This is a genomic window from Bradyrhizobium sp. AUGA SZCCT0105 (assembly GCF_018129565.1).
Lineage (GTDB): Bacteria > Pseudomonadota > Alphaproteobacteria > Rhizobiales > Xanthobacteraceae > Bradyrhizobium.
The window spans coordinates 488,959-515,567 of record NZ_JAFCMK010000002.1; the positions used below are offsets into that span (position 1 = coordinate 488,959).

Here is a 26,609-nt window from a genome sequence, read left to right on the forward strand (position 1 = left end):
CCTTCGGATAGGCTATCAACCACAACCAAAGCGAAGCTGTAAAGGCACGCTTGAGACGCCGCTTGAACGGCGACGCACTTGGGTCGAAGCACTTGGGGGGGGGACGATGATGCGGGGCAGATGGACGCTGGCGATTGTGGGCGTGGTCTTGATCGTGGCGGGGGGCCTGCTCGCCCACCTCACACAGACCGCAGGCGGCATCCGGATCGAGGATGTCAGGTTCAAGGGCGCCAAGGGCAACACGATGAGTGCCCTGCTCTACGTCCCACCGAATGCGACGCCGCAGATCCCGGCGCCCGGCATCCTCGCCGTGCACGGCTACATCAATTCGCGCGAGACCCAGGACGGCTTCGCCATCGAGCTCGCCCGCCGCGGCTATGTCGTGCTGGCGCTCGACCAGACCGGCCACGGCTACAGCGACCCGCCCTCTTTCGCCAACGGTTTTGGCGGACCTGACGGCCTTGCCTATCTCCGCAGCCTGCCATTCGTCGACAAGGAGAACATCGGGCTCGAGGGCCATTCGATGGGTGGCTGGACCGTGCTGGCGGCGGCCGCAGCTCAGCCCAACGACTACAAGTCGATGGTGCTGGAGGGCTCGTCCACCGGCAAGCCGTTCGCCGCCGAGGGCACCGCGAGCTGGCCGCGCAACACCGCGCTGGTGTTCGCCCAGTACGAGGAGTTCTCCACCCTGATGTGGGGCGTCGACCTCGCCCGCGACGTCACGAAGAGCCCAAAACTCTGGGCGCTGTTCGGCACGCAAGGCGCGGTCGAGCCGGGCAAGGTCTATGGCGATCCGGCCAACGGCACCGCCCGGGTGCTGTACACCCCCGCGATGACCCATCCGGCCGAGCACATCTCGCATGAGGCGATCGGCTACAGCCTCGACTGGTTCGCCAAGACGTTGAAGGGCGGCACCCCTCGTCCGGTCGACGACCAGATCTGGTTCCGCAAGGAGATCGGCACCCTGATCGCTCTGATCGGCTTCGTGGCGCTCATGATCGGGACGTTCGACGGGCTGCTGGAGGCGCCGATGTTCTCCCGCCTGCGGCTGCCCGCGGTTGCCGACGGCACCATGCCGGCGCACGCGGCTGCGAGCGGCCGGCGCTGGACCACGGCGTTCATCCTGTCCGCCTTCATCCCGGCGCTGACTTATTACCCGGCCTTTGCGCTGGGCGGCACAATCGTGACCCCGAGCGCGTTCCTGCCGCAGGGCATCACCAACCAGATCCTGGTCTGGGCCATCATCAACGGCCTGATCACGCTGGCCTTGATGTGGTTCGTCCCAAAGCGCGCCAGCCGGTCCGGCCTCGTCGGTCAATCCGTCGTGATCGCGGTGGCCTCGGTTGCGGTGGGCTACGCCGCGCTCTGGCTCGCCGACCTCGCCTTCAAGATCGACTTCAGATTCTGGATCGTCGCACTCAAATTGATGAGCGCGAAGCAATTCCTCATCTTCCTGATCTATCTGATTCCGTTCACGGCGTTTTTCGTGGTGGCGCTCCACATGCTGCACCGGAATTTCTCGACCATGGGCGCCCCGCGCGCGGCACTCTATCTGACCAACATCCTGGCGCTGACGCTCGGTTTCATCGTGTTGCTGGTGCTGCAATACGGCACGCTGTGGCTGACCGGAAAGCTGTTCAACCCGATCCCGGACCCGGGTTTTGTGCCGCTCTCGACCATCGTCGCGATCCAGTTCGTGCCGCTCCTGGCAATCGTCGCCGTGATCGCGACCTTCACCTGGCGGCGGACCGGATCGAGCCTGCCGGGAGCCCTGATCGCGGGCCTGTTCGTGACCTGGTACATCGTGGCCGGGACCGCCACGCAGGTCCCATTTTAGGTGAAAAGATGGGCTGAAAGTGCATAACCGGTGCGCTTCCGCCCGTCCCCGGGCGGTGCTATAGCGCAGGCGTATTCCACCCCCCGCCGTCAAAAGCGCGCCGTTCCCAAGAAGGCCTCCCCGTCATGGCAAAAATCAAGGTATCCAACCCCGTCGTCGAGCTCGATGGCGACGAGATGACCCGGATCATCTGGCAGTACATCAAGGACAAGCTGATCAACCCGTTCCTGGATGTCGAACTGCTCTATTTCGATCTGGGCATGGAATACCGCGATGAGACCAATGACCAGGTGACCATCGACGCTGCCGAAGCCATCAAGAAGGTCGGCGTCGGCGTCAAATGCGCCACCATCACCCCCGACGAGGCCCGGGTGAAGGAGTTCGGCCTGAAGCAGATGTGGAAGTCGCCGAACGGCACCATCCGCAACATCCTCGGCGGCGTGATCTTCCGCGAGCCGATCATCTGCAAGAACGTGCCGCGCCTGGTTCCCGGCTGGACCAAGCCGATCATCATCGGCCGCCACGCCTATGGCGACCAGTACCGCGCCACCGACATCAAGTTCCCCGGCAAGGGCACGCTGTCGCTGAAGTTCGTCGGCGAGGACGGCACCGTGATCGAGCGGGAAGTGTTCAAGGCACCCGGCGCCGGCGTCGCGATGGAGATGTACAATCTCGACGACTCCATCATCGATTTCGCCCGCGCCTCGCTCAACTACGGCCTACTGCGCAACTACCCGGTCTACCTCTCGACCAAGAACACCATCCTCAAGGTCTATGACGGCCGCTTCAAGGACATCTTCCAGGACATCTACGACCGCGAGTTCAAGAAGGAATTCGAGGCCAAGGGCCTAACCTATGAGCACCGCCTGATCGACGACATGGTCGCCTCGGCGTTGAAATGGTCCGGCGGCTATGTCTGGGCCTGCAAGAACTATGACGGCGACGTGCAGTCCGACACCGTGGCCCAGGGCTACGGCTCGCTCGGCCTGATGACCTCGGTGCTGCTCACCCCGGACGGCAAGACGGTGGAAGCCGAAGCCGCCCACGGCACCGTGACCCGCCACTACCGCGAGCACCAGAAGGGCAAGGAGACCTCGACCAACTCGATCGCGTCGATCTTCGCCTGGACCCGTGGCCTCGCGCACCGCGCCAAGCTCGACAACAACCCGGAACTGGCGAAGTTCGCCACCACCCTGGAGAAGGTCTGCGTCGCGACCGTCGAAGAGGGCTACATGACCAAGGACCTCGCGCTCCTGGTCGGCGCCGACCAGCGCTGGCTCTCCACCACCGGCTTCCTCGACAAGGTCGCCGAGAATCTCGGAAAGGCGATGGCGGCCTAACGGCCGCCTGTTGCCGAACACAATAGCGAGCGTGACCATGACCTTTCCCGGCCGGGTGACGCTCGCATCCTTGTTGCTGACCGGATCGGCGGCACTCGCTGCCGATCCGCTCCCCACCCCCGTTGCGGCGCCCGACGAGACCGCGGTCCTCACCGCCCATGCCGAGGGCGTGCAGGTCTATGAGTGCAAGCCGGTCACCGACGGCAAGCTCGCCTGGTCGTTCCGCGAACCGGTTGCCACCCTGATCGCCGGTGGCCGCACCGTCGGCCGGCACTATGCCGGTCCGAACTGGGAGCATGTCGACGGCAGCGCCGTGACCGCTCGCACCGCCGGCAGCGCGCCCGGCGCAACGCCAGCGGACATTCCCTGGCTGAAGCTCGAGGTGATCTCCCACCGCGGCAACGGCCTGCTCACGAGCGTTGCGACCGTGCAGCGGATCAACACCTCGGGCGGCGAGCTCAGCGGCGCCTGCGACAAATCAGGCGCACTGAAGAGCGCGGCGTATTCGGCGGATTACGTGTTCCTGCGGAGAGACTAGAGCGTTTTCGAGCGAAGGTTCTGATTCAATCAGAACCGAAATGCTCTAGTCGCGGATGCCGCCGTCGGTCTCGTTCGGCGCCTGGGCGATCTCGCTGGCGGCAAGGTCGCCACCGGCCGCGAGCGGATCGGCGAGTCGCGCCTCCGCCGTCTCCCTGACATGCGCGGCGAGCGCCGGCATCCGCTCGATCAGGGCATGGAAGTCCTGCGCATCGAGCAGCAGCAGCTTGGCCTTCCGCGTCGCCGTCACCGTGCCGGAACGGTTGGTCCGCCTGAGCAGGGCGATCTCACCGAAGAACGAGCCGTCGGCAAGCCGCACCCGCTGGCTCGGCAGGTCGATCTCGACCTCGCCGGCGGTGATGAAATACATCGACGACGCCGGATCGCCACGCCGCACCAGCACCTCGCCGGCCTCGATGGTCTGCGACCGCAAGAGCCGCATGATGTCGGCGATCTCGGCGGCGTTGAGATGCGAGAACAGCGGCACCCGCGCCAACATGCCCCAGGTCACGACGAAGTCGCGGCGCCGCACCTCATCGGCGAACGCCGTCGAGACGATCGCTACAGGCAGTGCGATCATCGCAAAGCCGACCACGATCGCAACCACCGTGACCATCCGGCCGAGTGGCGTCACCGGGACGACATCGCCGTAACCGACGGTGCCGAGCGTCACGATCGCCCACCACATCGCCTGCGGCATGGTGCCGAACTTGTCCGGCTGCACCTTGTGCTCGATCGCATAGAGCAGCGAGGCGAACAGCAGCACCGCACCGGTCAGGATCACGACGCAGCCGAACAGCGTGCGCCGCTCGGCATGCAGCGCCGCCAGCAGCGAGCGCATCGCGGTCGAATAGCGCACCAGCTTGAGGAACGGCAGCATGCCGAACAGCACCAGCGCGGTCTTGTCACCGATCGCAAGCGCGATGGCCGACGGCAGGAAGGCGAGCAGGTCGATCACGCCGAGCGCCGAGCAGGCGTATTCCAACCGCGCCTGCAACGGCGTCATGTCGCGCAGCGAGCGGCCGACCACGCTCCAGAGCCGCGCGGCATATTCCAGCGCGAAGGCGGTCACCGCGGTGATCTCGATCGCCGTGAACAGCCACCAGAACTGGGCATCGATCTCGGGCACCGACGCCAGGATCGCCGCCAGCACGTCGACGGTGATGATCGCGACGACAAGCCGGACAAATCGCGCGCCGACCGAATATGGCAGGTGGTCCTGCTCGAGCAGCTCGTAGAGACGCTCCCGCAGTCCGGGATCGCTGATCGTGGGCCTACCCGGAGCCGTCGCCACGATCAGCCTCTCCGTCAGGCGCCGGCCGATGCCTGTTGAGTCATGGCCTGCTCGATCGCCGATAGCGCGGCATCGGCCTTGGCGCCGTCGGGCCCACCAGCCTGCGCCATGTCGGGCCGGCCGCCGCCGCCCTTGCCGCCGAGCACTTCGGAGCCCTTGCGAACCAGCTCGACCGCGTTGAAGCGCGAGGTCAAGTCAGCGGTGACGCCGACCACGATGCCGGCCTTGCCGTCCTCGGTGACGCCGACGATCGCGACCACGCCGGAGCCAATCTGCTTCTTGCCATCGTCGACCAGGCTCTTCAGGTCCTTGGTCTCGACGCCTTCGACCGCGCGCGCGAGCAGCTTGACGTTGCCGACCTCGCGAACGCCGGAGGCCGCGCCGTTCGACGACGCTCCGCCGCCCATCGCGAGCTTCTTGCGGGCATCCGACAGGTCGCGCTCGAGCTTCTTGCGCTCCTCCATCAGAGCCGCGATGCGCGCCGGCACATCCTCGATCGTAGTGCGCAGCTCGGCCGCCGCGGTCTTCGCCAGCGTCATGGTGTCATTGGCGTGCTTGCGCGCATGATGTCCGGTCAGCGCCTCGATGCGGCGGACGCCGGAGGCGACCGCGCTCTCGCTGGTCACCGAAATCAGGCCGATGTCGCCGGTGCGGCGGACATGGGTGCCGCCGCAGAGCTCGACCGACCAGCCGAGCGCGTTCTGGCCGTGCTCGCGGGCGCTCTTGCCCATCGAGACGACGCGAACCTCGTCGCCATACTTCTCGCCGAACAGTGCGCGCGCACCGGCCTCGCGGGCGTCGTCAACACCCATGACGCGGGTCGTCACCTCGTCATTCTCGAGCACGACGTTGTTGGCGATGTCCTCGACCCGGGCGAGCTCTTCCGGCGTGATCGGCTTCGGATGCACGAAATCGAAGCGCAGGCGATCGGGCGCGACCAGCGAGCCGCGCTGCGCGATGTGGTCGCCGAGCACCTGGCGCAGCGCCTCATGCAGCAGATGCGTCGCCGAGTGGTTGGCGCGGATCGACGAACGCCTGGCGTGGTCGACCTCGAGCTGCAGGGCGGTGCCGACGTTCAGCGTGCCCTGCTCCACCGTGCCGACATGCACGAACAGGTCGCCGGCCTTCTTCTGCATGTCGGTGACGCGGAATTTGACGCCCTCGCCCGTGAGGATGCCGACGTCGCCGACCTGACCACCGGACTCGGCATAGAACGGCGTCTGGTTCAGCACGATCGCGCCGCTCTCGCCGGCCTCGAGGCCGTCGACCTCGGCGCCGTCCTTGACCAGCGCCGTCACCACGCCTTCCGCGCTCTCGGTCTCATAGCCAAGGAATTCGGTTGCGCCGAGCTTCTCGCGCAGCGGGAACCAGATGGTCTCGGTCGCCGCCTCGCCAGAGCCTGCCCAGGAAGCGCGCGCCTTCTCGCGCTGGCGGTTCATCGCATCGGTAAACGATGCCTGGTCCACGCTGATGCCGCGCGACTTCAGCGCGTCCTGTGTCAGGTCCAACGGGAAGCCATAAGTGTCGTACAGCGTGAACGCGGTGTCGCCGTCGAACATGTCGCCCTTCTTGAGGCCGGCGCTCTTCTCATCGAGGATCGACAGGCCGCGCACCAGCGTCTTGCGGAAGCGGGTCTCTTCCAGCTGCAGCGTCTCCTCGATCAGCTTCTCCGCGCGCACCAGGTCCGGATAGGCCTGGCCCATCTCGCGGACCAGCGCCCAGACCAGGCGATGCATCAGCGGCTCGCTCGCGCCCAAGAGCTGTGCGTGACGCATCGCGCGGCGCATGATCCGGCGCAGCACATAGCCGCGGCCCTCGTTCGACGGCAGCACGCCGTCGGCGATCAGGAACGCCGAGGAGCGCAGATGGTCGGCCATCACCCGGTACGACGCCACGTTCTGCTCGTTCGGCCCATGGCCGAGGGCCGATGCGGCCGCATCGATCAGATGGCGGAACAGATCGGTCTCGAACACGCTCTCGACGCCCTGCAGGATGCAGGCCATGCGCTCCAGCCCCATGCCGGTGTCGATCGAGGGACGCGGCAGCGCCACGCGCTCTTCCTTCGTCACCTGCTCGTACTGCATGAACACCAGGTTCCAGAATTCGAGGAAGCGATCACCGTCCTCCTCCGGGCTGCCCGGAGGTCCGCCCCAGATGTGCTCGCCGCGATCGATGAAGATCTCGGAGCACGGACCGCACGGGCCGGTATCGCCCATCGCCCAGAAATTGTCTGAAGTCGGGATGCGGATGATGCGGTCATCCGAGAACCCTGCGATCTTCTTCCAGTAGCCGGCCGCCTCGTCGTCGGTGTGGTAGACGGTGACGAGAAGCTTGTCCTTCTTCAGCCCGAAATCCTTGGTGATCAGATTCCAAGCGAGCTCGATCGCGCGCTCTTTGAAGTAGTCGCCGAACGAGAAGTTGCCGAGCATCTCGAAGAAAGTGAGATGGCGCGCGGTGTAGCCGACATTGTCGAGGTCGTTATGCTTGCCGCCGGCGCGCACGCACTTCTGCGACGTCGTGGCGCGCTGATAGCTGCGCTTCTCGACACCGGTGAAGACGTTCTTGAACTGCACCATGCCGGCATTGGTGAACATCAGGGTCGGGTCGTTGCGCGGAACCAGCGGCGACGACGCCACGATCTCGTGGCCGTTCTCCTTGAAGAAGTTCAGAAATGTCGACCTGATGTCGTTGACGCTGCTCATGTTCATCCAATCGGAAAAAGGGGCCGGCCAGCCGCAAAAAGGCGTCATTTTCCGGCCGAACGCTTTTAGACATTGCCAGCTGCGGTGTCCAGAAACTGTGCAGGCGGATCATGGGCTTGCCGCGGCAGCACAAAGCCCCATTGGATAGTTGCTGCAGCTGCGTTGACAGTCTTGGTGGCGCCGTGTTTTCTACCTACCTGTTACTAGTCACGTCGGGAGAGACCGGCCTTACCGCCGGCGCCGAAGGAGCAACCGCCCCGGAAACTCTCAGGCAAAAGGACCGCGTGACGTCTAACATCTGGAAAGAGGCGCTGGGGTTGGTTCTCCCCGATGCGTCCGCCGACGGGATAATACTCTCAGGCACAGCGACAGATGGGGCTTTCTGCAGGTTTCTCAAGGGGAAATAGGTCCCCTGCGGGAACCGCGAGGGCCCTGTGATGTCTGCGCGCGAAACCTCCCCGCTGAAACAGACCCCGCTGCACGCGCTGCATCTGGCACGTGGGGCCAAGATGGTGCCGTTCGCCGGCTACGACATGCCGGTGCAATACACGGCCGGCGTGCTGAAGGAGCATCTCCACACCCGCAAGGAAGCCGGCCTGTTCGACGTGTCCCACATGGGACAGCTCGTGCTGAAGGCCAAATCCGGCAAGGTCGGCGACGCGGCGCTCGCGCTGGAAAAACTGGTGCCGCAGGACATCGTCAGCATCGCGCCGGGACGGCAGCGCTACGCGCAATTCACCAACGACGACGGCGGCCTGCTCGACGATCTGATGGTGGCGAATTTCGGCGATCACCTGTTCCTGGTGGTCAACGCCGCCTGCAAGGCCGAGGACGAGGCGCATCTGCGGGCGCATCTCTCCGATGCCTGCGAGATCGTGTCGCTGGCCGACCGCGCGCTGATCGCGCTGCAGGGGCCGAAAGCCGAATCGGCGCTGGCGAAACTCTGTCCAGATGTCAGTTCGATGAAATTCATGGACGCAGGTCCGCGCCGCCTCAGTGACATCGACTGCTTCGTCTCGCGCTCCGGCTATACCGGCGAGGACGGCTTTGAGATTTCCGTGCCTGCAGACAAGGCGGAAGCCCTGGTCAGTGCGCTATTGGACAATCCCGACGTGCTGCCGATCGGGCTCGGCGCCCGCGACAGCCTGCGGCTCGAGGCCGGGCTTTGCCTCTATGGCCACGATATCGACACCACGACGACGCCGGTCGAAGGCGCGCTGGAATGGTCGGTGCAGAAGATTCGCCGCAGCGGCGGCGCCCGCGCCGGCGGTTTTCCGGGCGCCGACAAGATTCTCGCGCAATTCGCCGACGGCGCCGCTCGCCGCCGTGTCGGCCTGAAGCCCGACGGCCGCGCGCCGGTGCGCGAAGGCGCTGCCCTGTTCGCCGATCCGACCTCGACCGAGCCAATCGGCAAGGTGACCTCGGGCGGCTTTGGCCCGAGCCTCAATGCGCCGGTTGCGATGGGCTATCTGCCCACCACCCTCTCCGCCGTCGGCACCACGGTTTTCGCCGAAGTGCGCGGCCAGCGGCTGCCGCTCAAGGTCGCCGCCACGCCCTTCGTTCCCAATACCTACAAACGCTAAACGCCAAAGGATCTATCCCCATGACGACGCTGTACACGTCCGACCACGAATGGCTCCGCATCGAGGGCGACGTCGCCACGATCGGCATCACCGATTACGCGCAGTCACAGCTCGGCGACGTCGTGTTCGTCGAGCTGCCTAAGGTCGGCCGCAGTCTGAAGAAGGCCGAGGCCGCCGCGGTTGTCGAATCCGTCAAGGCAGCCTCCGACGTCTACGCGCCGATCACCGGCGAAGTGATCGAGGTCAACGAGGCGCTCGCGGCCGAGCCCGCGCTGGTCAATTCGGATGCCGGCGGCAAGGCCTGGTTCTTCAAGCTGAAGATTGCCGACAAGGGCGAACTCGGCGGCCTGATGGATGAGGCCGCCTACGCCGCGCACACCGCCTGAGGATCACCCCAAGGATTAGCCCATGAACGCGCCCTTCAAGCCGATCAACGAAGCCGCCACCGATTTCGTCCGCCGACACATCGGACCATCCCCGCGCGACATCAACGCGATGTTGGAGACGGTCGGCGCCGCGAGCCTGCAGGCGCTGATGAATGAGACGCTGCCGGCGTCGATCCTTCAGAAGGCGCCGCTCGATCTCGGCCGGGCGCTGAGCGAAACCGAAGCGCTCGCGCATATGAGCGAGCTCGCCGCGCAGAACCAGGTGTTCACCTCGCTGATCGGCCAGGGCTATTCCGGCACCATCCTGCCCGCGGTGATCCAGCGCAACATCCTGGAGAACCCGGCCTGGTACACCGCCTATACGCCGTATCAGCCGGAGATCAGCCAGGGCCGGCTCGAGGCCCTCTTCAATTTCCAGACCATGATCTGCGATCTCACCGGGCTCGACGTCGCCAACGCCTCGCTGCTCGACGAGGCGACCGCGGCCGCCGAAGCAATGGCGCTCGCCGAGCGCCACTCGCAGGTGAAGGCAAAGGTGTTCTTCGTCGACAAGGAGGTGCATCCGCAGACGCTGGCGGTGATGCGCACGCGCGCCGCGCCGCTGGGCTGGGCGCTGGTGGTCGGCGATCCCCTGACCGAGCTCGACAAGGCCGACGTGCTCGGCGCGCTGCTGCAATATCCCGGCACGACAGGCGCAGTGCGCGACCTCCGGCCGGCGATCGCATCGCTGCGCGCCAAGGGTGCGCTTGCGATCGTCGCCGCGGACCTGCTGTCGCTGGCTTTGCTGACCTCGCCCGGTGAGCTCGGCGCCGACATCGCAATCGGCTCGGCGCAGCGGTTCGGCGTGCCGATGGGCTATGGCGGACCGCACGCCGCCTACATGGCGGTGCGCGACACGCTGAAGCGCTCGCTGCCCGGCCGCATCGTCGGCCTTTCGGTGGATTCGCGCGGTGCACCGGCCTATCGCCTCGCGCTGCAGACCCGCGAGCAGCATATCCGCCGCGAAAAGGCGACCTCCAACATCTGCACCGCGCAGGTGCTGCTCGCCGTGATCGCCTCGATGTATGCGGTGTATCACGGCCCCGAAGGCCTGACCCATATCGCACGCGGCGTGCATCGCCGCGCCACCGTGCTCGCCGCGGGCCTGCGCAAGCTCGGCTTTGCGCCGACCAGCGAGGCGTTCTTCGACACAGTAACCGTCGAGGTCGGAGCGAAGCAGATCGAGATCGTCTCCCGCGCGCTGGCGGAGCGGATCAATCTGCGCATCGGTGCGACCACGCTCGGCATCGCGCTCGACGAGACCACGACGCCGGAGACCGTCGAGGCGGTGTGGCGCGTGTTCGGCGGCAAGCTCAGCTTTGCCGAGATCGAGGCGGCCGCGCGCGAGGCGCTGCCGAAGGAGCTGCGCCGCACCAGCGCATTCCTCACCCACCCGGTGTTCAACACCCACCGTTCGGAGACCGAGCTGCTGCGCTACATGCGCAAACTCAGTGATCGCGATCTCGCGCTCGACCGCGCGATGATCCCGCTCGGCTCCTGCACGATGAAGCTCAACGCCACCACCGAGATGATCCCGCTCACCTGGCCGGCGTTCGGCAATCTGCATCCGTTCGCGCCGGCGGATCAGGCCAAGGGCTATCACGCGCTGTTCAAGCGGCTGGAGCAGTGGCTGTGCGACATCACCGGCTATGACGCGATCTCGCTGCAGCCGAATTCCGGCGCACAGGGCGAATATGCCGGGCTGCTGGCGATCCGGGGTTATCATCTCGCCCGCGGCGAGCCGCACCGCAAGGTCTGCCTGATCCCCTCCTCCGCGCACGGCACCAATCCGGCCTCGGCCGCGATGGTCGGCATGGACGTCGTGGTGGTGGCCTGCGACGCGCGCGGCGATGTCGACGTCAATGATCTTCGCGCCAAGGCGGAGAAGCATTCGGCCAATCTCGCCGCTGTCATGATCACCTATCCGTCGACCCACGGCGTGTTCGAGGAGCATATCAGCGAGATCTGCGACATCGTGCATGCGCATGGCGGCCAGGTCTATCTCGACGGCGCCAACATGAACGCGCAGGTCGGGCTGTCGCGGCCCGGCGATTACGGCGCCGATGTCAGCCATCTCAATCTGCACAAGACCTTCTGCATCCCACATGGCGGCGGCGGCCCCGGCATGGGCCCGATCGGTGTGAAGGCGCATCTTGCGCCCTATCTCCCGGGTCATCCCGCAACCGACGGCGCGACCGCACACGCCATCGGCCCGGTGTCGGCCGCGCCGTTCGGCTCGGCGTCGATCCTGACCATCTCCTACATCTACATCCTGATGATGGGCGGCGAAGGGCTCACGCGCGCCACCGAGGTTGCGATCCTCAATGCCAACTACATCGCCGCACGGCTGCAGCCGCACTTCCCGGTGCTGTATCGCAACGAGCGCGGCCGCGTCGCGCATGAGTGCATCGTCGACCCGCGGGCGCTGAAGACGACCAGCGGCGTCACCGTGGACGACATCGCCAAGCGGCTGATCGACTACGGCTTCCACGCGCCGACCATGAGCTTCCCGGTAGCGGGCACGCTGATGATCGAACCGACGGAATCGGAATCGAAGTTCGAGATCGACCGCTTCTGCGACGCCATGATCGCGATCCGGGGCGAGATCGCGGAGATCGAGAAGGGCCGCTGGAAGGTCGAGGCGTCGCCGCTGCGCCACGCGCCGCACACCGTCCACGACATCGCCGACGATGCCTGGAACCGGGCCTACAGCCGCGCCGAGGGCTGCTTCCCGGCCGGCGTGTCGCGCTCCGACAAATACTGGAGCCCGGTCGGCCGCGTCGACAATGTCTACGGCGACCGCAATCTGGTGTGCTCGTGCCCGCCGATCGAGGATTACGCGCAGGCGGCGGAGTAAGGCGGCCGTTGCTCTGGCCACTATTGTAGGATGGGTAGAGCGCAGCGAAACCCATCGATTGCATCCGGACTGTGAAGTGATGGGTTTCGCTTCGCTCTACCCATCCTACGATCCGGCCACCATAACGTCCCCGCTGGAGGCGGACGAACGATAAGAAGCAGCGCCGCGGCAGGAGGAAACATGCGCGAGCAATTCTGGTTTCATTTCCCGTTCCGCGTCCGCTATTCCGAGGTCGACGCGCAGGCCGTGGTGTTCAACGCGCACTACCTGACCTACTTCGACACCGCGATAACAGAGTATTTCCGCGCGCTCGGTTACGACTATCTCGGCGAGGTCGCGCGGACCGGCATCGACTTTCACACCGTGAAATCAGTCGTCGAGTACAAGGCGCCGATCCGGTTCGACGAGGACATCGAGGTCTGCGTGCGGGTCGCCAAGATCGGCCGTTCCTCGATCGTGCTTACCCTCGAGATCTTCGCCAAGGGCTCCGACGACCTGCGCGCCACCGGCGAGATCATCTGGGTCGCCACCGACCAGAAGACCCATCAATCGGTCGCCGTGACGGAAGACTTGCGCGCGCTGATTGCGAGCCGGGAAAAGGCGCTGGCGTAACGCGGCGCCTACCGGCGTCACGCGATCAAGCCTTACGGCGCGACCAAGGTGCGGCTCTCGGAGTCCCAGCGCCACAGCCGCTCGTTGGTCAGCTCGGTGCCGCCCCACCAGCGATGGATCGGGTTGTGCTGGCTGAAATCGCCGGAGCCCGCGACGATTGCCCTGCCGAGGCCGGTCAGCGCGAGCCGGCTCCGCTTGTAGCGTTGGTGACGTTCCGGGTCCTCGTGCATGTCGAGATCGAACGGCCCGTCATCGGGGCCGGAGATGGCAGGCATTGGACAGTGAGCCAGCCCGTCCAGCAAGACCCCCGTTTCCCAATAACCGAACGTCCGCCGACGATTGGGTTTCTCGTGCCCGGGAAACAGATCGTACGGATGGACCTGTCCCGCTGACAGCAGCTCCAGCATTCGCATTTCCGTTGCGCCGAGCGCGGAGCTACGCCCGAGAAGTTCTTCCAGCAGCGCGACGACTGAGCTGCGCAATTGCGGAAGTGCTCCTGGATCCTGAGTCAACAGATTGAACCACGCTTCCGGTGTTGACGCGCCCCAAGCCGCCCACGCAGCGCCGGCGACTTCGAGATGATGCCCGCGGACGGGAGCGAGGCGCAGCTGCCAAGCGGCCAATTCGGCCGGCTGTCGCTCGCCGATGATGTGATCGGTCTGCAGCATCGCAAGCCTGGACGTGACGCTCGCATGCGGGCGCAGGTAATCCAGCAGCCAGATCAATTGCAGTTGTGAGTTCGGATCGGGATCGACCCAAAGATCGACGGCGTCGAAGCGCTCGCAAAATTCGACCAATCCAAGACCCTGACGATGCGCGTCCTCAAGCAATCTGCCGGTAAGATTGTCCAGCCAGTGTGCCCCGGCGCGGTGCGAAGCCGCGCGCGGCGAGAACAAGGCATCCAGTTCGCTTGATGGCGGCAATTTTCCGCACACGAATCGCAGCTCGACGCCAACAACGCAATCGGCGAGCCGTGCGGCCTTCAGGGCGCCAGCGCCGCTATCAGTGAATGTGAGGATAAGCCGGGTCATAACGGGTCGTTCATTCCGCAACAGGTGGCCCAACAGCATCACGGACGGCACAAAACCAAACGGACGCCGAAGACGTCGGCAACTCAACGTCCTCAGCGCCCGCTTGCAGCGAAATGATTGAGCCTTGAGGCTTACTCCTCGGCGGGCTCTTCGCCCTCGGCGTCGCGCTCGGGCGTACCGGCAAGGATCTGCTCGGCGATCAGGCCGGAGTTCTGGCGGATCGCAGCTTCGATCTTGGCGGTGATGTCGGGATTCGCCTTCAGGAACGCCTTGGAGTTCTCGCGGCCCTGGCCGAGCCGCTGGCTGTCATAGGAGAACCAGGCGCCGGACTTCTCGACGATGCCGGCCTTGACGCCGAGGTCGAGGATCTCGCCCATCTTGGAGACGCCCTCGCCGTACATGATGTCGAACTCGACCTGCTTGAACGGCGGTGCCAGCTTGTTCTTCACCACCTTGACGCGGGTGGTGTTGCCGACCACCTCGTCGCGCTCCTTGATCGCGCCGATGCGGCGGATGTCGAGGCGGACCGAAGCATAGAATTTCAGCGCATTGCCGCCGGTCGTGGTCTCCGGCGAGCCGTACATCACGCCGATCTTCATGCGGATCTGGTTGATGAAGATCACCATGGTGTGGGACTTGTTGATCGAGGCGGTGAGCTTGCGCAGCGCCTGGCTCATCAAGCGCGCCTGCAGGCCCGGCAGCGCATCGCCCATCTCGCCCTCGAGCTCGGCCTTCGGCACCAGGGCCGCAACCGAATCGATCACCAGCACGTCGACCGCACCGGAGCGCACCAGCGTGTCGCAGATCTCCAGCGCCTGCTCGCCGGTGTCGGGCTGCGAGATCAGGAGCTCGTCGATGTTGACGCCGAGCTTGCGCGCATAGACCGGGTCGAGCGCGTGTTCGGCGTCGATGAAGGCGCAGATGCCGCCCTTCTTCTGGCCTTCCGCCACGGTGTGCAGCGCCAGCGTGGTCTTGCCCGACGATTCCGGCCCGTAGATCTCGACGACACGTCCCTTCGGCAGACCGCCGACGCCGAGCGCTATGTCGAGCCCCAGCGATCCCGAGGACACCGTCTCGACATCCATCGAACGGTCGTTCTTGCCGAGCTTCATCACCGAGCCCTTGCCGAACTGACGCTCGATCTGGGAGAGCGCGGCTGAGAGGGCCTTGGACTTGTCCATGGAGGATCCTTCGACGATACGCAGTGCAGTAGCGGACATTTGGGATGTGCTCCTTATGGCGGGGATTCGCTAGCGGGAAAAACGGGCGATGCGATCAGGCGGAACGCGTTGTTGATAGGAACCTCGTACCACGTTTGTTCCGTGTTCGCAATATGTTCTTTTTGGCTTGTTGGGTGCTGTCCGTATTTAAGCCCCCGTGTCCTAAGTTGATTTTGGGACTGTCCTAATTCCGATTAAGCGAGCCGAAACCAAGGCTTGGCCGTTGTTCTCGGTAGGACTACTGAGTCGGCAATCCAACGTTCTACCCATAGCAATCGTTATGGTCCGACAACTGTTCTCAATCCACAGAGTAGAAGTGTTACCGGGGTTCTCCGTGGGTGAACGGAGTTCCTTGCGTGAATCCGCTCTGGAGCCGCACGCCTGCCTTCCGGGTCTCGGCAGTCGCGCCCAAATCGTTAGTTTTCTTTTCGAGAGTGATCAAAGTTGACCAGCCTTGGAACGTCGGCTGTTCCAAGCTTCGGCCATCACCGCCCTGTAACGGCGTCTGCCGGTGACTGAGAGCCGTTCGCGCTCCCCGCCCAGAAACAAGGGAGCGGGGCATGATCGAACAGCCCCATTTCGATTCATATTCAATTCCAGCCCGCGTCAGTCTTGGCATTGCTATTTTCGGCGGCTCACTGCTTATCGCGGTGATGCTATTGGGTGCCTTCATCGCGCATTAATTGAAGCGTTACCGGGGTTTCTCTCTGTGGGTGAACCGAGTTCCCAGCCTGGTCCTGGTTTGTGGTAACTAGTGACCTAATCCGGGTCTGGGTGCAGCACTACGGAGGAGGACACAAGTCATGAGGACTGCGTTGTTCACGGTGACCGCGCTGGTTGCCTTGTCGTCTCTGGCTATCGCGCAAAATCAGCCTTCCGCTACTACGGCTCCCAGGGCGAATGACGTGGTTGATTCCACGATGCCAAAGGTACGGGCGAACGCCCCAGGCGGCAGACTGCACTATGACGTGCCTTGCCGAGTGTCGTCGGTGGGCACATGCATCACGGAACCGCCGCCATATCCGCGATATCGGCCAAGACCCTGACTCAAACATTATCGCGGAGGCCGCCTCAGTTGGCGGCCTCTTCCTCAAAATTCCATTTCGAGTTGTTGACCGAAGATCCGTTTGACGTGGCCTTCATCCGTTCTTCCGCGTTAGCGCATGTCACTCGCCACCGGCACGGATTGGGAAATGTCGCCTCTTTGAAAGTCATTAACTCTTGCCGATGTGGTCTGTATTGACCAGCATGTCGGCTACCTGACATGCGAAAGTTACCCGATCGCCGCACCGCCTTGTTGGCCCCTATCGGTGATGAGAACGCCATCACGCGCTCCCGCCTTCTGCAAACAGAGGAGCAGCGCCATGCAGCAACGCCGCCGTTACCAGCCCGAAGCCGAACCTCTCTACAACCGCCTTGCTGATGAGGCAGAGCGACTTCGCAAGCAAGCGAGGGGCACTCCGCCAGGTATCGAGCGTGAGAGGTTGATCCGGAGAGCACGCCAGATTGAGACCACATCGCACATCAGCGAGTGGCTTTCCTCGCCCGGCCTTAGGGCTCCGACCTAAATGCGCAGCTCATTCAGCGATAACTACACGTTGGGCAAGTTCAACCCGCCCTCTTACGCGAGCTGGCTCGCCGAACTTCGCGCCCTGTTTCCTGTGCCGGATGAATTCCTTCTAGCGGATGCGATCTTCAGTTTCGAAAACGCATTCAAGGAAGGAAAGACGCCGCAGCAGGCTTACGAGGCGTTCGATATTTTCGTCGGCGCGGAGGCTTGAACGACAATAGCTAGGCCGCTTCAGTTGGCGGCCTCTTTCGCGTCCCGTTCCAGCCGCTTCTTCTGGCGTTTCACCTAATCCTCAAGTGCCTCCGGCATGGTCTCAACGATCTCGCCACGCGATCAGCTTGAGGTAGTTCTGAGGGTTGGAAGGCGTCTTGACTTCAATCCAAAGAAACGGCCCCAGCGCCCTTGGAGATCGATGCTGGGGCCGCTTCGCCGCTCCGCCGAATCGAAAGGGGCCGCTCACGCCGCGACCCCTTACCGGGAAAATTCTCCAAAATAAGATCGGGATGAAAGGTCCAGCCCCGGCAACGATGAGACTAGAGTTTTCCACAATCTATGTGGACTCCGGAAGAACACGGTGTTCCGATGCCGGAACCACGACTGTCCTCATTTGCCATCGCTCACGTCCTGATTGGGAGACACCAGGACGCAGGTGCTGGCCCGTGTTACCCCTTGGTGGCCTAGACCGAATTTTTGGAGTGGCCTGATTTGTTTCAAGCGAGCGGCGACCATAGGACGCTATCTGTTCTTCCCCGCTTTACAGCCGGAACAATTTCCGCCGCCTTGAAGCGCCATTCGTTCCACGAGTTGCGACAAAAGGCCTGAAATAGATAGCTCGCTATTCCCCCCAGACAGGTACACGGTAAGTCCATCACCGCCCCGCCCGTGGCTTTCATCGGTGATGAGATCGCCCGGCAGCGCTCCCGCCTTCCTCTAACGGAATGGAGCGCGCCATGGTCATGAAGCGACCGCGTCTCATGCAGGCAGGATCACTTGAAGAGCGTCTCAACATCGAGGCACAGCGGCTCCGGAAGGAGGCCTCGGGAACTCCCCCCGGTGTCGATCGCTCCAGCCTTATCCGCAGAGCTCGTCTGGCCGAAACCACCTCACAGTTGAGCGAGTGGCTGCGGACGCCCGGTTTGCGAGCGCCGACATGATGGGCCGATACCAGGCCCAGGCGCATATCGGCGTGAAAAGAGTGGTCAATTTCCGGAGGCGATGGGCCGACAAGAGCGATACGGCAATCAAGGCGGTCCTGAATCACTTCTGGCGCCGGCAGACCGACAGAAGTGCTGCCGCCATCCAGAAGGAGAAGGATAGGCTCCGCCACTAAAGAGGTTATCGCCCTCCAAAAAGTGCCAATATCCGGGATTTTGTTCGTACCCTCTCGGGGCTAGAGAAGCGCCGTCCGCATTTATTTCAAGCGGGCGGCGTAGCTTTGTTTAGGCCGCCTCAGTTGGTGGCCCTCTCCGTTGTATTCTGGCGCGTGACGCCAGCGCCATCGGTGGCGTCAACATGGCGAAGCGCTGAGGCCGAGCCGTCCCGACCGATCGCCGTGATAGCCAATTTGGGACATGTGCTGTGGCACAAATTGTATAGGCTCCCGGCTATCAGGATTTTGCACACCTTCCTGGGGCTAGGGCCAGCGCCGTCCGCAAGCATTTCAAGCGGGCGGCGTTGTGCTGTCAGGCATCAGCCCGAATGAGACCGGGCGGATCCGAGCACGGCGACGGAAGCCATTGTCGAAGCGTTTGGGCGGCGGCCCAGCGCGATCCGTAGTTCTCCGGGGCAGAACAAAGTTCCGCGAGCAGGCTGCTCGGCCTTCGTCTCGACTCCATCAGATGATCAACGAGTTACCGAAGGATTTGGCGACGCCGGATCACGATTGGCACAATCTGCATACTACCTTAGTACCCCTCCTGACGCCCAAAAAAACTACGTAGCGTTCAAGGGAAGACTCGGGTTCCGGCAGTGTTCGTAACATTGGCTTGTCCGGCCGACACACTGGTTGCGCGTGATTGCGCGTCGCGAGGCAAGGCGACGCCTCCCGCGAACGGATCCACTTCGGGATCCACAACGACGCCCGAACGGGCGCGCAGGTTCACTCATCCTTTGACGGGTGTTAATTATTACTACAACTTTTGATTTAAATATCGACGACCGCCATTCATTCGCGGAACCGTTCCAGATGATTCACAAGGGCGTCGAATTCAGCGTCACGCAGCTCATGCCCGGCGTCTGGAAATGGCGTTTCCAGATCGGCGATCGGGTCTTCACGGGCAAGACCGAAGCAAAGCTCGACCTGTTGGCGATCCGCCGCGTGCAGCTGCGGATCGACCGCGAGCTGAACAATCTCGGGCTCGGACGGACCCGCGGGCACCGCGATCAGGATTGAGGCGCAGTCTGTCCGGCAAGTCGGCAAGTCTCAGTCCGCGCTTGCCAGCCGCCGCATCGTGAACTCGATGTCGCCACCGGGCAGTTCGCGCCAGCTCTCGACGGAGCTCATATAGGCGGCCTTCGGGTAGCGCTTGAGAAAGTCGCGCGCCCGCAGGCGGGCCTGATCGCGCGGCAGGCTGAAGGTCTCGCGCAGATAGCCGTCATCCGGCTTGTGCCGTGCGGCCATCCGGCTGGCGAGATCGCGCGGACGAAACACCATTGCCGCAACTCCGGAATAGAGCCCCGTTCCGATTGAATCGGAACCGGGCTCTAGATTCTAGTTTTGACGCGTTTTCTTCACGCGAACCGGTATCCACTTCGCTCGAAAACGCTCCAACTGACGACACCCCCAATATAGGGGCGGCGCCACAAGAATCCGAGTCTGCGGGAAACCGGCGAGGCCGGCCCGAACGGGGCTTACTGGCTACGCTGCGCGGAGCCTCCGGGCTGGGCGGAGCTCCCGGTCTTGGTCTTCGGCTTGGCGGGAGGATGGGCTGCCGCCTTCGGCGCATCGCTGCGCACCGCGCCCCAGGGATCGGCCGATCCCTTGGCATCCGGAATCTTGCTCAGCGAGTCCTTGTAGGCCTTGTCGTTGATCGCGTCCCGATCCTTCTCGTCCTGGGTCTTGGTCTTGACCTCAGGCATCAGATTGACGTTCGGCATTTGCGCATAGGCCGGCGCCGACAGCAGCACCGCAACCGCAACTGCGCTCAAAACTCTCATAAGAACGCTCCTTGCATTTTCGTCAGCGGTATATCACCCCAGGAAAGCCGCCGCCAAGCGCGCCCGTCCCTGCCCTAGAGGTGGTCTGACTTGCAGGATTTCGGCGACTGCATCCAGTCGTCCCAGATCGGCCCGCACCGCGTGCAGCCGGCAAGCGCAAGCCCGATCGCGATCACGCCGCCCAGCAATACCAACCTGCGGAACATGGACGCCCCCACCACTGACGAGGGGCAATTGGAGCCGAAACTGGGGCATTTTCAAGCCGGGCACGGCGCTTGCAACGCCGCGCAAGCGCGTCGGACAGCAGCGCCCGCGCGCCCGAGCACAGCGCCGGCGCAGCGCCCGCGCGATGGTTTGACCGGACGGCCCCCCAAACTACACTGCGCAACAAAGCAGAAAAGGGATCGACGACATGACTTTGGCGATGAGCTGGGACGAGTGGACGCGGCACGACGGGACGGCGCTCGCCGAGCGCGTCCGGAACGGCGAGCTGACGCCAAGGGAGCTGGCGGCGCAGGCTGCCGCCGCCACAGCCAAGGTCGATCCCGCGCTCTCCGGCGTGGTCGAGCTGTTCGACGACGTGATCGCCGATCCCGCGCGCGACGGCGCCGATCTCAACGGGCCGTTCGCCGGCCTGCCCTTCCTGATGAAGGATCTCGGGCCCACGCTGAAAGGCCGGCTGCAGGAAATGGGCTCGCTGATGATGCGCGGCAACCGCGCCGCGGCCGACACCTTCCTGACCACGAAGCTGCGCAAGGCCGGTCTCAATCTGATCGGCCGCACCACCACGCCGGAGTTCGGGGTCTGCAGCTCGGCCGAAAACCCCGCGGTCTATGTCACGCGCAATCCCTGGAACACCGACTACACCACCTGCGGCTCGTCGGCCGGCAGCGCGGCGATGGTCGCCGCCGGCGCGGTGCCGATCGCGCATGCGACCGACGGCGGCGGCTCGATCCGGATTCCCGCCGGCGTCAACGGCAATATCGGGCTGAAAGTGTCGCGCGGCGTGTTCTCGCTCGCACCGCATCTGTCCGATCTCACCGGCCTCGTCTCGATCCAGGGCTGCCAGTCGCGCTCGGTGCGCGACACCGCAGCCTTCGTCGATAGCTGCCGTGGCCCGGCGCCCGGCGAGTTCATGCCGTTCTGGACACCGCCTGAGCCCTATACAGCGATGATCGCGCGCGACCCGGGCCGGCTCAAGATCGCGCTGTCGCACACCTGGGGCGACTATCGCGCGACACCGCACATCGCAGCCGAGCTCGAGCGGGTCGGACGTTTCCTCGAAGGCCTCGGCCATCAGGTCGATTACGCACTGCCGTCGATCGACTACGCGGAAGCCTTCGCGGCGCAGACCACCTGCTACATCAGCAATTTCGCCGTCGTGATCGGCAACATGCTCGCCGCGCGCGGACTGACGCGGCCACCGGCGGACCTGATCGAGCCGATCAACATCCGGATCTGGGAGCATGGCCGCGACTTTAGCTTCGCCGACCGCGCCCGCATGCAGGCCGTGTTCAACACGACGGCGCGCGGCTTCGGCGCCTTCTTCGAGGATTGGGACATCATCCTGACGCCGGTCACCGCGCTGCCGACGCCGAAGATCGGCACCACCGAATATCTCACCATCAGCGACAATCCGTCGGTGCTGGACTGGTTCGGCAATCTCTGGCGCAACTTCGCCTTCACGCCGCTCGCCAATCTCTGCGGCATCCCGGCGATCTCGCTGCCGCTCGCGACCAACGAGCACGGCCTGCCGCTCGGCATCCAGGCGATCGGCAAGCAGGCCGATGACGGCCTCCTACTGCAACTCGCCGCCCAGATCGAACGGGCGATCGACGGCAAGTGGAATGACGGCAAGCGGCCGGCCGTGCATGTCACGCGGAACTAGGCAATAAACGGCAAACAAGACTCAGCGGAGGGAACGGAACGTCATGCAGCAGGCCGGTGAATTCGGGATCGACGACGCGAAACGCGTGCTCGGCGACGTCTTTGCGCCATGGGTGCAGGACCTCAATCTGTCGATCGAGCAGTTCGACATCGCACCACCGGCGGGCGGCGATGCCGACTGGCAGCCCGGCGCCATCCTGCGCATGCCGTTCTCGGAGCGGCTGTGCCGCAATGGCGGCATCGTCTGCGGCCAGGCACTGATGGCGTTCGCCGACACCGCGATGGTGCTCGCCAATCTCGCGGCCAACAAGGGCTATCGTCCGATGACGACGGTCGACCAGACCACGCACTTCATGCGCGCGGCGACCGTCTCCGACGTGCTGGCCGACGCGCGTGTGGTCCGGCTCGGCCGCACCATGAGCTTCGGCCGCGTCACGCTGCTCTCCGCCACCGACAACAAGCCGGTGGCGATGGTGTCGAGCGCGTTCGCGATGCTGCCGGGATAACTACTTGCCGAGCACCGCCTCGGCGGCGTTGACGATGCTGATGGTCGGATTCTTCCCGCAATAGGTGCCGAACTTCTTGGCGTTCTCGACGAACACGTCGGTGTCGATGATCGCCTCGTCGGAATCGCCCTTGTACCAGCCGTCCATCCAGACCAGCACCATCTTGATGGTGTCGTCGCCGCCTTCGACGAACTGCTTGCAGGTCATGGTCGAGAGATCGAGCACGGTGGCGTTGGCCGGCGCGGACGGCAGCGCGAGCGCTGTGGCAAGCATGATCGAGGCAGTGATCTTCATCGCAATCTCCATGAGCAATGATCTGAAAATGAACAGGCGCCGGAAGCCCGGCGCGTCCGCTCGCGACCTCGTACGCGAAGCGTCGCGGCAAACGCAAGCGAGACATCGCGCAAGTTTGCCTGCACGTCGTTTCGGTGCGCGGATTGAGAATCGATGTCGCCGATTTGTCATGCGGCGGCGCGACGCGCGCGCCGCCGAACTACGCCGCCTTGTCGCGACGCCTCCTGCGCCAACGCCAGAGCAATCCGACGAGCACGATCAGCACCACGCCAGCAGCGAGTGCCTTCGCAGCGAACCGTCCGCCGGGACGATCGATCAGGCGCGTGAGAAGCGACACACCCTCGCTCTGGCGCGGCAGGCGAAATGCCACCACGCTGTCGCCGATCGATGTGCCGGCCTCGGAATGACCGCCGGCGCCGATCACGACATACTGCTCGCCCTTCCAGAGGTAGGTCATCGGATTGGCGACGCCCGGCACCGGAAGCCGGCCGAGCCATAACTGGCGGCCCGACTTGACGTCGAACGCGCGCAGATAGGCATCCATCGCGCCGGTGAACACCAGTCCGCCCGCAGTGATCGCGACGCCGCTGAGCAGCGGCGTGCCGGTATTGAGCGCGATGCCGAGCGGCGCGAGATCCTCGCTGGTGCCGACCGTCGCATGCCAGAGGATCTTGCCGGCCTTGAGATCGACCGCCACCGTCTCGCCCCACGGCGGCTTGTTGCACGGCGACCCGACCGCCGATTTCGCGAGTGCCCGCGACATCGCAAACGGCGCGCCCTGCTGCTGGCCAAAATCATGGCCAGGCGGCGGATTGAAACCCTTGGCCTGGTCGCGCGGAATCAGCGTGATGACATGCGCCGCGTGGCTGACATTGGCGAACAAGATTTGGTTGACCGGATCAAAGCCCGCACTGCCCCAGTTCACACCGCCGCCGGTCATCGGATAGACGATCGTGCCCTGCGTCGACGGCGGCGTGTAAAGCCCCTCATTGCGTGATTGCGCCAGCAGCTTCTCGCACGCCGCGCTCCCGACGCCCGGCAGCAGGCCGCCGACATCGTCGGCCGTCATCCGCTGCGTCAACAGCGGCGGCACATGGGTCGGGAACGGCTGCGTCGGCGACAGTTGCTCGCCCTCGGCGCCGTTCTGCGGCACCGCGCGCTCTTCGACCGGCCACACCGGCTTGCCGGTGTCGCGATCGAGCACGAACACGAAGCCCTGTTTGGTCGGCTGGATCACGACGTCGCGCATGCCGTTGCCAGTGTCGATCCGCGCCAGCGTCGGCTGTGCCGGCAGGTCGTAGTCCCAGACGTCGTGGTGCACGGTCTGGAACGCCCATGCGAGCTCACCGCTCTCGATACGCAGCGCGACGACGGAATTGGCGTGCTCGTCATTGCCGGGACGCTTGCCGCCCCAGAAATCGGGACTGGGCGATGTCGTCGGCAGGAACACCAAGCCCCGCTCCTCGTCGACCGACATCGGCGCCCAGACGTTGCTGTGGCCGGCCTCGACGCTGTCATGCACGAGCGGATCGAAGGTCCAGCGCGGCTGGCCGGTCCGCGCATCGAAGGCGCGCACCGCGCCGACCGGCGCGTCGACCCGCCGGTTGTCGCCGATCGCGGACCCGACCACGACCACGCCGCGTCCCGTCACCGGCGCCGACGTGATCTGAAACTCGCCCGGCCATTCCAGCTTCATGCCGGCATCGATCTTGATCTCGCCATTGTTGCCGAAATCGGCGCAGGGTTTGCCGGTCCGGGCATCGAGCGCGATCAGGCGCGTGTCATTGGTGCCGGTGAAGATGCGCGACTTGCAGGCCGCACCTTCAGCGGCACGATCATCGGTCCAGTGCGCGACGCCGCGGCAGACAAAGCGATTGGCCGGCCGCTGCGACATGCTGATCTTCGGATCGAAACGCCATTTCTGCGCACCGGTGCCGGGATCGAGCGCAATCACCTCGTTGAACGGCGTGCAGAAGATCAGGCTGTCCTCGACGAACAGCGGCGTCACCTCGAACTTGGTGCGCTTCATCGCCTCGGGCGGACGCACGTCGAGATCGCCGGTGCGGAATTCCCAGCCGCGCACCAGCGTGCCGACATTGTCCGATGTGATCTGCGTTAGCGGCGAGAAGCGCTGTCCGCCACGGTCACCGCCCCAATACTCCCAGGCGAGCGCCGGCTGTACACACAGCACCAGCGCGGCAAGCAGACGAAACAGCGACCGCATTGCGTCCTCCCGCGAGATGCGACCATCAAACGCCGCATCTCATGCGGGAAAACCCTTTACGCGATTAGCGCGTCAGTATCCACCCCTGCGATAGCCGCCGCCGTAATGGCCGCGATAACCACCGCCGCCGATGCCAATCCCGATTCCGATCGGCGGCCCGACCGGCTCGTAGACCACGGCCGGAGGCGGCCGGCGCACCACCACGACATCGTCCTCGACCACGACGCGCGGCGGGCGTTTGCCAGCGCGGCGCGGCGGATCGGGATCGGCCCGTTTCTTCACGGGCGCTGCGGCCTTCTGCTGCTCCTGCGGCACGGCGTTGCAGGGACAGGTCGGAGCCGCCAGTGCGACGTTGGTCGCGGGCACGCTGAGCGCAGCGGCCGGTGTCAGATCGGGACGGTAGCGCAACCGTTCGATCATCTTGCGCGCGGTCGCTGTCAGATCGCTATCGGGGTACAGCACGAGGAAGCTGCGATAGCCCGCCGCCGTGTTGGCGAGGATGGCATCGTTCCAAGCCACCATGCGGCGATGCCGGTCGAGCCAGTCGCGCGCCTGCAGGCCGCGCGGCGTGCCGGCGAAGATCGCGGCGAAGGCTTCATAGGCTTCATCGGTGCCGTCGACCACCATCATCTCGTTTGCAACCTCGATCGGCTTGCCCTGCAATTCGCGCTTCCATTCGTCGACGGTGCGCTTGGCCGCGGCCGGCGCCGGCGTGGCCGCGGGCGACGCTGACGTACCTGCCATGAAGCGGAAGTCGTCGGTGAGCGATGAGGAGTCCCACGGCGTCTGGCGGCCGTCGGTCGCCTTGTTTACCGCAAGACGGACGCGCTTGAAGGTGTCTTCGATCGGAATCCCCGGCTCCTTCGCCGAAGCCAGCAACGCGGTCGTATAAGGGCTGTTGGCGCCGCTGCCGTCCTCGGCCTCGGCACCCGGTGACGTCGAGAACGAGACAAAGGTGCCAGGCGCGCCGATCTTGGCATCGATGATGGCAAGCCCATGCCCGGCGGTCTTGCTGAGTTCCGGGAAGGGATTGTTGCGGCAGGCATCGAGCAGCACGATGCGCATCCGGCTCGGCACCGAAGTCAGCGTGTTCAGGATGTCGTTGAGGCGAACCGCCTGGATCGGGATGTCGGCCTCGCGCTTCGGATCGACATCGACCGGCACCAGGTAATTCTCGCCATCGATCTGCAGACCATGCCCGGCATAGAACACCAGCGCCACGGTGTCGGCGCCCTTCGCCGCCACCTGGCCGGCGAAGTCGCTGATCCTTGCGCGCATCTCGTCCTGGGACAGATCCGATGCCGTGGTCACGGCAAATCCGGCATCGGTCAGCATCTGTGACATGGCCCTGGCGTCGTTGGCCGGATTGGGCAGCGCCGGCACCGACTTGTAGGCGGACTGCCCGATCACCAGCGCCAGACGGCTTTCCGCCAGTGCCGGCACGGCACCGAACAGGATCGCAGCCGGAACGATCAGGCTGAGGAGGGAACAGCGAAACATAGCGGCCTCCGACAATGGCATCGGAGATGGGTCG

22 protein-coding genes and 1 riboswitch are annotated in these 26,609 nt (G+C 64.6%); of the genes, 12 read left to right on the top strand and 10 right to left on the bottom strand.

Annotated elements, in window-relative coordinates; all coding sequences use genetic code 11:
- Positions 1-106 precede the first annotated feature (106 nt).
- The 3 genes from JQ573_RS11375 (at position 107) to JQ573_RS11385 (ending at position 3,715) form a co-directional block, all read left to right on the top strand.
- Complete coding sequence (locus JQ573_RS11375; protein WP_249131614.1) at positions 107-1,837, top strand: S9 family peptidase; 1,731 nt, start codon at positions 107-109, stop codon at positions 1,835-1,837.
- 125 nt (positions 1,838-1,962) lie between these two features.
- Entirely contained in the window at positions 1,963-3,177 is a 1,215-nt protein-coding gene (locus tag JQ573_RS11380; RefSeq protein ID WP_092115336.1) for an NADP-dependent isocitrate dehydrogenase, read from the top strand.
- 37 nt (positions 3,178-3,214) lie between these two features.
- A complete protein-coding gene (locus JQ573_RS11385; RefSeq protein WP_212309996.1) occupies positions 3,215-3,715 on the top strand; it encodes a DUF3455 domain-containing protein in 501 nt (166 codons plus the stop codon).
- A 45-nt stretch (positions 3,716-3,760) separates the two neighbouring features.
- On the opposite strand, the gene JQ573_RS11390 is transcribed toward JQ573_RS11385, so the two are convergent.
- A complete protein-coding gene (locus JQ573_RS11390; RefSeq protein WP_212310748.1) occupies positions 3,761-5,011 on the bottom strand; it encodes a cyclic nucleotide-gated ion channel in 1,251 nt (416 codons plus the stop codon).
- An 11-nt stretch (positions 5,012-5,022) separates the two neighbouring features.
- Positions 5,023-7,710, bottom strand: a complete 2,688-nt coding sequence (alaS, locus tag JQ573_RS11395) for an alanine--tRNA ligase (RefSeq protein ID WP_212309997.1) — start codon at positions 7,708-7,710, stop codon at positions 5,023-5,025.
- A 203-nt stretch (positions 7,711-7,913) separates the two neighbouring features.
- Positions 7,914-8,002, top strand: a riboswitch (glycine riboswitch).
- 145 nt (positions 8,003-8,147) lie between these two features.
- On the opposite strand from alaS, the gene gcvT reads away from it, so the two are divergent.
- The 4 genes from gcvT to JQ573_RS11415 all read left to right on the top strand — a co-directional run bounded on the left by gcvT (position 8,148) and on the right by JQ573_RS11415 (position 13,187).
- Positions 8,148-9,293, top strand: coding sequence for a glycine cleavage system aminomethyltransferase GcvT (gene gcvT / locus JQ573_RS11400; protein ID WP_212309998.1), 1,146 nt, complete (start codon positions 8,148-8,150; stop codon positions 9,291-9,293).
- Between the two features lie 20 nt (positions 9,294-9,313).
- The gene (gcvH, locus tag JQ573_RS11405) at positions 9,314-9,679 is read left to right on the top strand and encodes a glycine cleavage system protein GcvH (protein WP_021077888.1); all 366 of its coding nucleotides are present in this window, start codon (positions 9,314-9,316) and stop codon (positions 9,677-9,679) included.
- Positions 9,680-9,701: 22 nt separating this feature from the next.
- A complete protein-coding gene (gcvP, locus tag JQ573_RS11410; protein ID WP_212309999.1) occupies positions 9,702-12,575 on the top strand; it encodes an aminomethyl-transferring glycine dehydrogenase in 2,874 nt (957 codons plus the stop codon).
- Positions 12,576-12,755: 180 nt separating this feature from the next.
- Complete coding sequence (locus tag JQ573_RS11415) at positions 12,756-13,187, top strand: thioesterase family protein (protein ID WP_212310000.1); 432 nt, start codon at positions 12,756-12,758, stop codon at positions 13,185-13,187.
- A gap of 32 nt (positions 13,188-13,219) precedes the next feature.
- Here the strand turns inward: JQ573_RS11415 and JQ573_RS11420 are convergent, their stop codons facing one another.
- Both JQ573_RS11420 and recA read right to left on the bottom strand, forming a co-directional pair.
- Positions 13,220-14,218 (bottom strand): hypothetical protein, encoded by a 999-nt coding sequence (locus JQ573_RS11420; protein ID WP_212310001.1) that lies wholly within the window; start codon positions 14,216-14,218, stop codon positions 13,220-13,222.
- Between the two features lie 131 nt (positions 14,219-14,349).
- A complete protein-coding gene (gene recA, locus JQ573_RS11425; RefSeq protein ID WP_212310002.1) occupies positions 14,350-15,438 on the bottom strand; it encodes a recombinase RecA in 1,089 nt (362 codons plus the stop codon).
- Between the two features lie 560 nt (positions 15,439-15,998).
- Between recA and JQ573_RS40610 the strand changes: the two genes are divergently transcribed.
- From JQ573_RS40610 to JQ573_RS11435, 3 genes are all read left to right on the top strand, one after another.
- Positions 15,999-16,121 (top strand): hypothetical protein, encoded by a 123-nt coding sequence (locus JQ573_RS40610; protein ID WP_283815065.1) that lies wholly within the window; start codon positions 15,999-16,001, stop codon positions 16,119-16,121.
- 885 nt (positions 16,122-17,006) lie between these two features.
- Positions 17,007-17,219, top strand: coding sequence for a hypothetical protein (locus JQ573_RS11430; protein WP_212310003.1), 213 nt, complete (start codon positions 17,007-17,009; stop codon positions 17,217-17,219).
- 1,974 nt (positions 17,220-19,193) lie between these two features.
- Positions 19,194-19,400 carry a hypothetical protein gene (locus JQ573_RS11435; protein ID WP_092115349.1) on the top strand — a complete coding sequence of 69 codons (207 nt, stop codon included), beginning with the start codon at positions 19,194-19,196 and terminating at the stop codon, positions 19,398-19,400.
- A 30-nt stretch (positions 19,401-19,430) separates the two neighbouring features.
- Here the strand turns inward: JQ573_RS11435 and JQ573_RS11440 are convergent, their stop codons facing one another.
- The 3 genes from JQ573_RS11440 to JQ573_RS11450 all read right to left on the bottom strand — a co-directional run bounded on the left by JQ573_RS11440 (position 19,431) and on the right by JQ573_RS11450 (position 20,370).
- The gene (locus tag JQ573_RS11440; RefSeq protein ID WP_212310004.1) at positions 19,431-19,661 is read right to left on the bottom strand and encodes a hypothetical protein; all 231 of its coding nucleotides are present in this window, start codon (positions 19,659-19,661) and stop codon (positions 19,431-19,433) included.
- A gap of 197 nt (positions 19,662-19,858) precedes the next feature.
- The gene (locus JQ573_RS11445) at positions 19,859-20,164 is read right to left on the bottom strand and encodes a hypothetical protein (protein ID WP_212310005.1); all 306 of its coding nucleotides are present in this window, start codon (positions 20,162-20,164) and stop codon (positions 19,859-19,861) included.
- Positions 20,165-20,238: 74 nt separating this feature from the next.
- A complete protein-coding gene (locus tag JQ573_RS11450) occupies positions 20,239-20,370 on the bottom strand; it encodes a peptidylprolyl isomerase (protein ID WP_171947645.1) in 132 nt (43 codons plus the stop codon).
- Between the two features lie 206 nt (positions 20,371-20,576).
- Here JQ573_RS11450 and JQ573_RS11455 point away from each other — a divergent pair, with 206 nt between their 5' ends.
- Both JQ573_RS11455 and JQ573_RS11460 read left to right on the top strand, forming a co-directional pair.
- Positions 20,577-22,052 carry an amidase gene (locus JQ573_RS11455; RefSeq protein WP_212310006.1) on the top strand — a complete coding sequence of 492 codons (1,476 nt, stop codon included), beginning with the start codon at positions 20,577-20,579 and terminating at the stop codon, positions 22,050-22,052.
- A 43-nt stretch (positions 22,053-22,095) separates the two neighbouring features.
- A complete protein-coding gene (locus JQ573_RS11460) occupies positions 22,096-22,557 on the top strand; it encodes a PaaI family thioesterase (RefSeq protein ID WP_212310007.1) in 462 nt (153 codons plus the stop codon).
- Here JQ573_RS11460 and JQ573_RS11465 read toward each other — a convergent pair whose 3' ends face one another.
- The 3 genes from JQ573_RS11465 to JQ573_RS11475 all read right to left on the bottom strand — a co-directional run bounded on the left by JQ573_RS11465 (position 22,558) and on the right by JQ573_RS11475 (position 26,575).
- Positions 22,558-22,851: an HdeA/HdeB family chaperone gene (locus JQ573_RS11465; RefSeq protein WP_212310008.1), complete on the bottom strand. Its 294-nt coding sequence runs from the start codon at positions 22,849-22,851 to the stop codon at positions 22,558-22,560. It abuts the gene before it with no gap.
- Positions 22,852-23,050: 199 nt separating this feature from the next.
- On the bottom strand, positions 23,051-25,075 hold the full coding sequence (locus JQ573_RS11470) for a pyrroloquinoline quinone-dependent dehydrogenase (protein WP_212310009.1): 2,025 nt from the start codon (positions 25,073-25,075) through the stop codon (positions 23,051-23,053).
- A gap of 72 nt (positions 25,076-25,147) precedes the next feature.
- A complete protein-coding gene (locus tag JQ573_RS11475; RefSeq protein ID WP_212310010.1) occupies positions 25,148-26,575 on the bottom strand; it encodes a caspase family protein in 1,428 nt (475 codons plus the stop codon).
- Positions 26,576-26,609 lie beyond the last annotated feature (34 nt).

What these genes read in the sequence shown, in the direction of transcription:
- JQ573_RS40610 (WP_283815065.1), top strand. Translation starts at nt 15,999, where the DNA reads ATGATCGAACAGCCCCATTTCGATTCATATTCAATTCCAGCCCGCGTC.
- recA (WP_212310002.1), bottom strand. Translation starts at nt 15,438, where the DNA reads ATGTCCGCTACTGCACTGCGTATCGTCGAAGGATCCTCCATGGACAAG.
- JQ573_RS11415 (WP_212310000.1), top strand. Translation starts at nt 12,756, where the DNA reads ATGCGCGAGCAATTCTGGTTTCATTTCCCGTTCCGCGTCCGCTATTCC.
- alaS (WP_212309997.1), bottom strand. Translation starts at nt 7,710, where the DNA reads ATGAGCAGCGTCAACGACATCAGGTCGACATTTCTGAACTTCTTCAAG.
- gcvP (WP_212309999.1), top strand. Translation starts at nt 9,702, where the DNA reads ATGAACGCGCCCTTCAAGCCGATCAACGAAGCCGCCACCGATTTCGTC.
- gcvH (WP_021077888.1), top strand. Translation starts at nt 9,314, where the DNA reads ATGACGACGCTGTACACGTCCGACCACGAATGGCTCCGCATCGAGGGC.
- JQ573_RS11445 (WP_212310005.1), bottom strand. Translation starts at nt 20,164, where the DNA reads ATGAGAGTTTTGAGCGCAGTTGCGGTTGCGGTGCTGCTGTCGGCGCCG.
- JQ573_RS11435 (WP_092115349.1), top strand. Translation starts at nt 19,194, where the DNA reads ATGATTCACAAGGGCGTCGAATTCAGCGTCACGCAGCTCATGCCCGGC.
- JQ573_RS11380 (WP_092115336.1), top strand. Translation starts at nt 1,963, where the DNA reads ATGGCAAAAATCAAGGTATCCAACCCCGTCGTCGAGCTCGATGGCGAC.
- JQ573_RS11470 (WP_212310009.1), bottom strand. Translation starts at nt 25,075, where the DNA reads ATGCGGTCGCTGTTTCGTCTGCTTGCCGCGCTGGTGCTGTGTGTACAG.
- gcvT (WP_212309998.1), top strand. Translation starts at nt 8,148, where the DNA reads ATGTCTGCGCGCGAAACCTCCCCGCTGAAACAGACCCCGCTGCACGCG.
- JQ573_RS11420 (WP_212310001.1), bottom strand. Translation starts at nt 14,218, where the DNA reads ATGACCCGGCTTATCCTCACATTCACTGATAGCGGCGCTGGCGCCCTG.
- JQ573_RS11450 (WP_171947645.1), bottom strand. Translation starts at nt 20,370, where the DNA reads ATGTTCCGCAGGTTGGTATTGCTGGGCGGCGTGATCGCGATCGGGCTT.
- JQ573_RS11375 (WP_249131614.1), top strand. Translation starts at nt 107, where the DNA reads ATGATGCGGGGCAGATGGACGCTGGCGATTGTGGGCGTGGTCTTGATC.
- JQ573_RS11460 (WP_212310007.1), top strand. Translation starts at nt 22,096, where the DNA reads ATGCAGCAGGCCGGTGAATTCGGGATCGACGACGCGAAACGCGTGCTC.
- JQ573_RS11385 (WP_212309996.1), top strand. Translation starts at nt 3,215, where the DNA reads ATGACCTTTCCCGGCCGGGTGACGCTCGCATCCTTGTTGCTGACCGGA.
- JQ573_RS11430 (WP_212310003.1), top strand. Translation starts at nt 17,007, where the DNA reads ATGCGCAGCTCATTCAGCGATAACTACACGTTGGGCAAGTTCAACCCG.
- JQ573_RS11455 (WP_212310006.1), top strand. Translation starts at nt 20,577, where the DNA reads ATGACTTTGGCGATGAGCTGGGACGAGTGGACGCGGCACGACGGGACG.
- JQ573_RS11465 (WP_212310008.1), bottom strand. Translation starts at nt 22,851, where the DNA reads ATGAAGATCACTGCCTCGATCATGCTTGCCACAGCGCTCGCGCTGCCG.
- JQ573_RS11440 (WP_212310004.1), bottom strand. Translation starts at nt 19,661, where the DNA reads ATGGTGTTTCGTCCGCGCGATCTCGCCAGCCGGATGGCCGCACGGCAC.
- JQ573_RS11475 (WP_212310010.1), bottom strand. Translation starts at nt 26,575, where the DNA reads ATGTTTCGCTGTTCCCTCCTCAGCCTGATCGTTCCGGCTGCGATCCTG.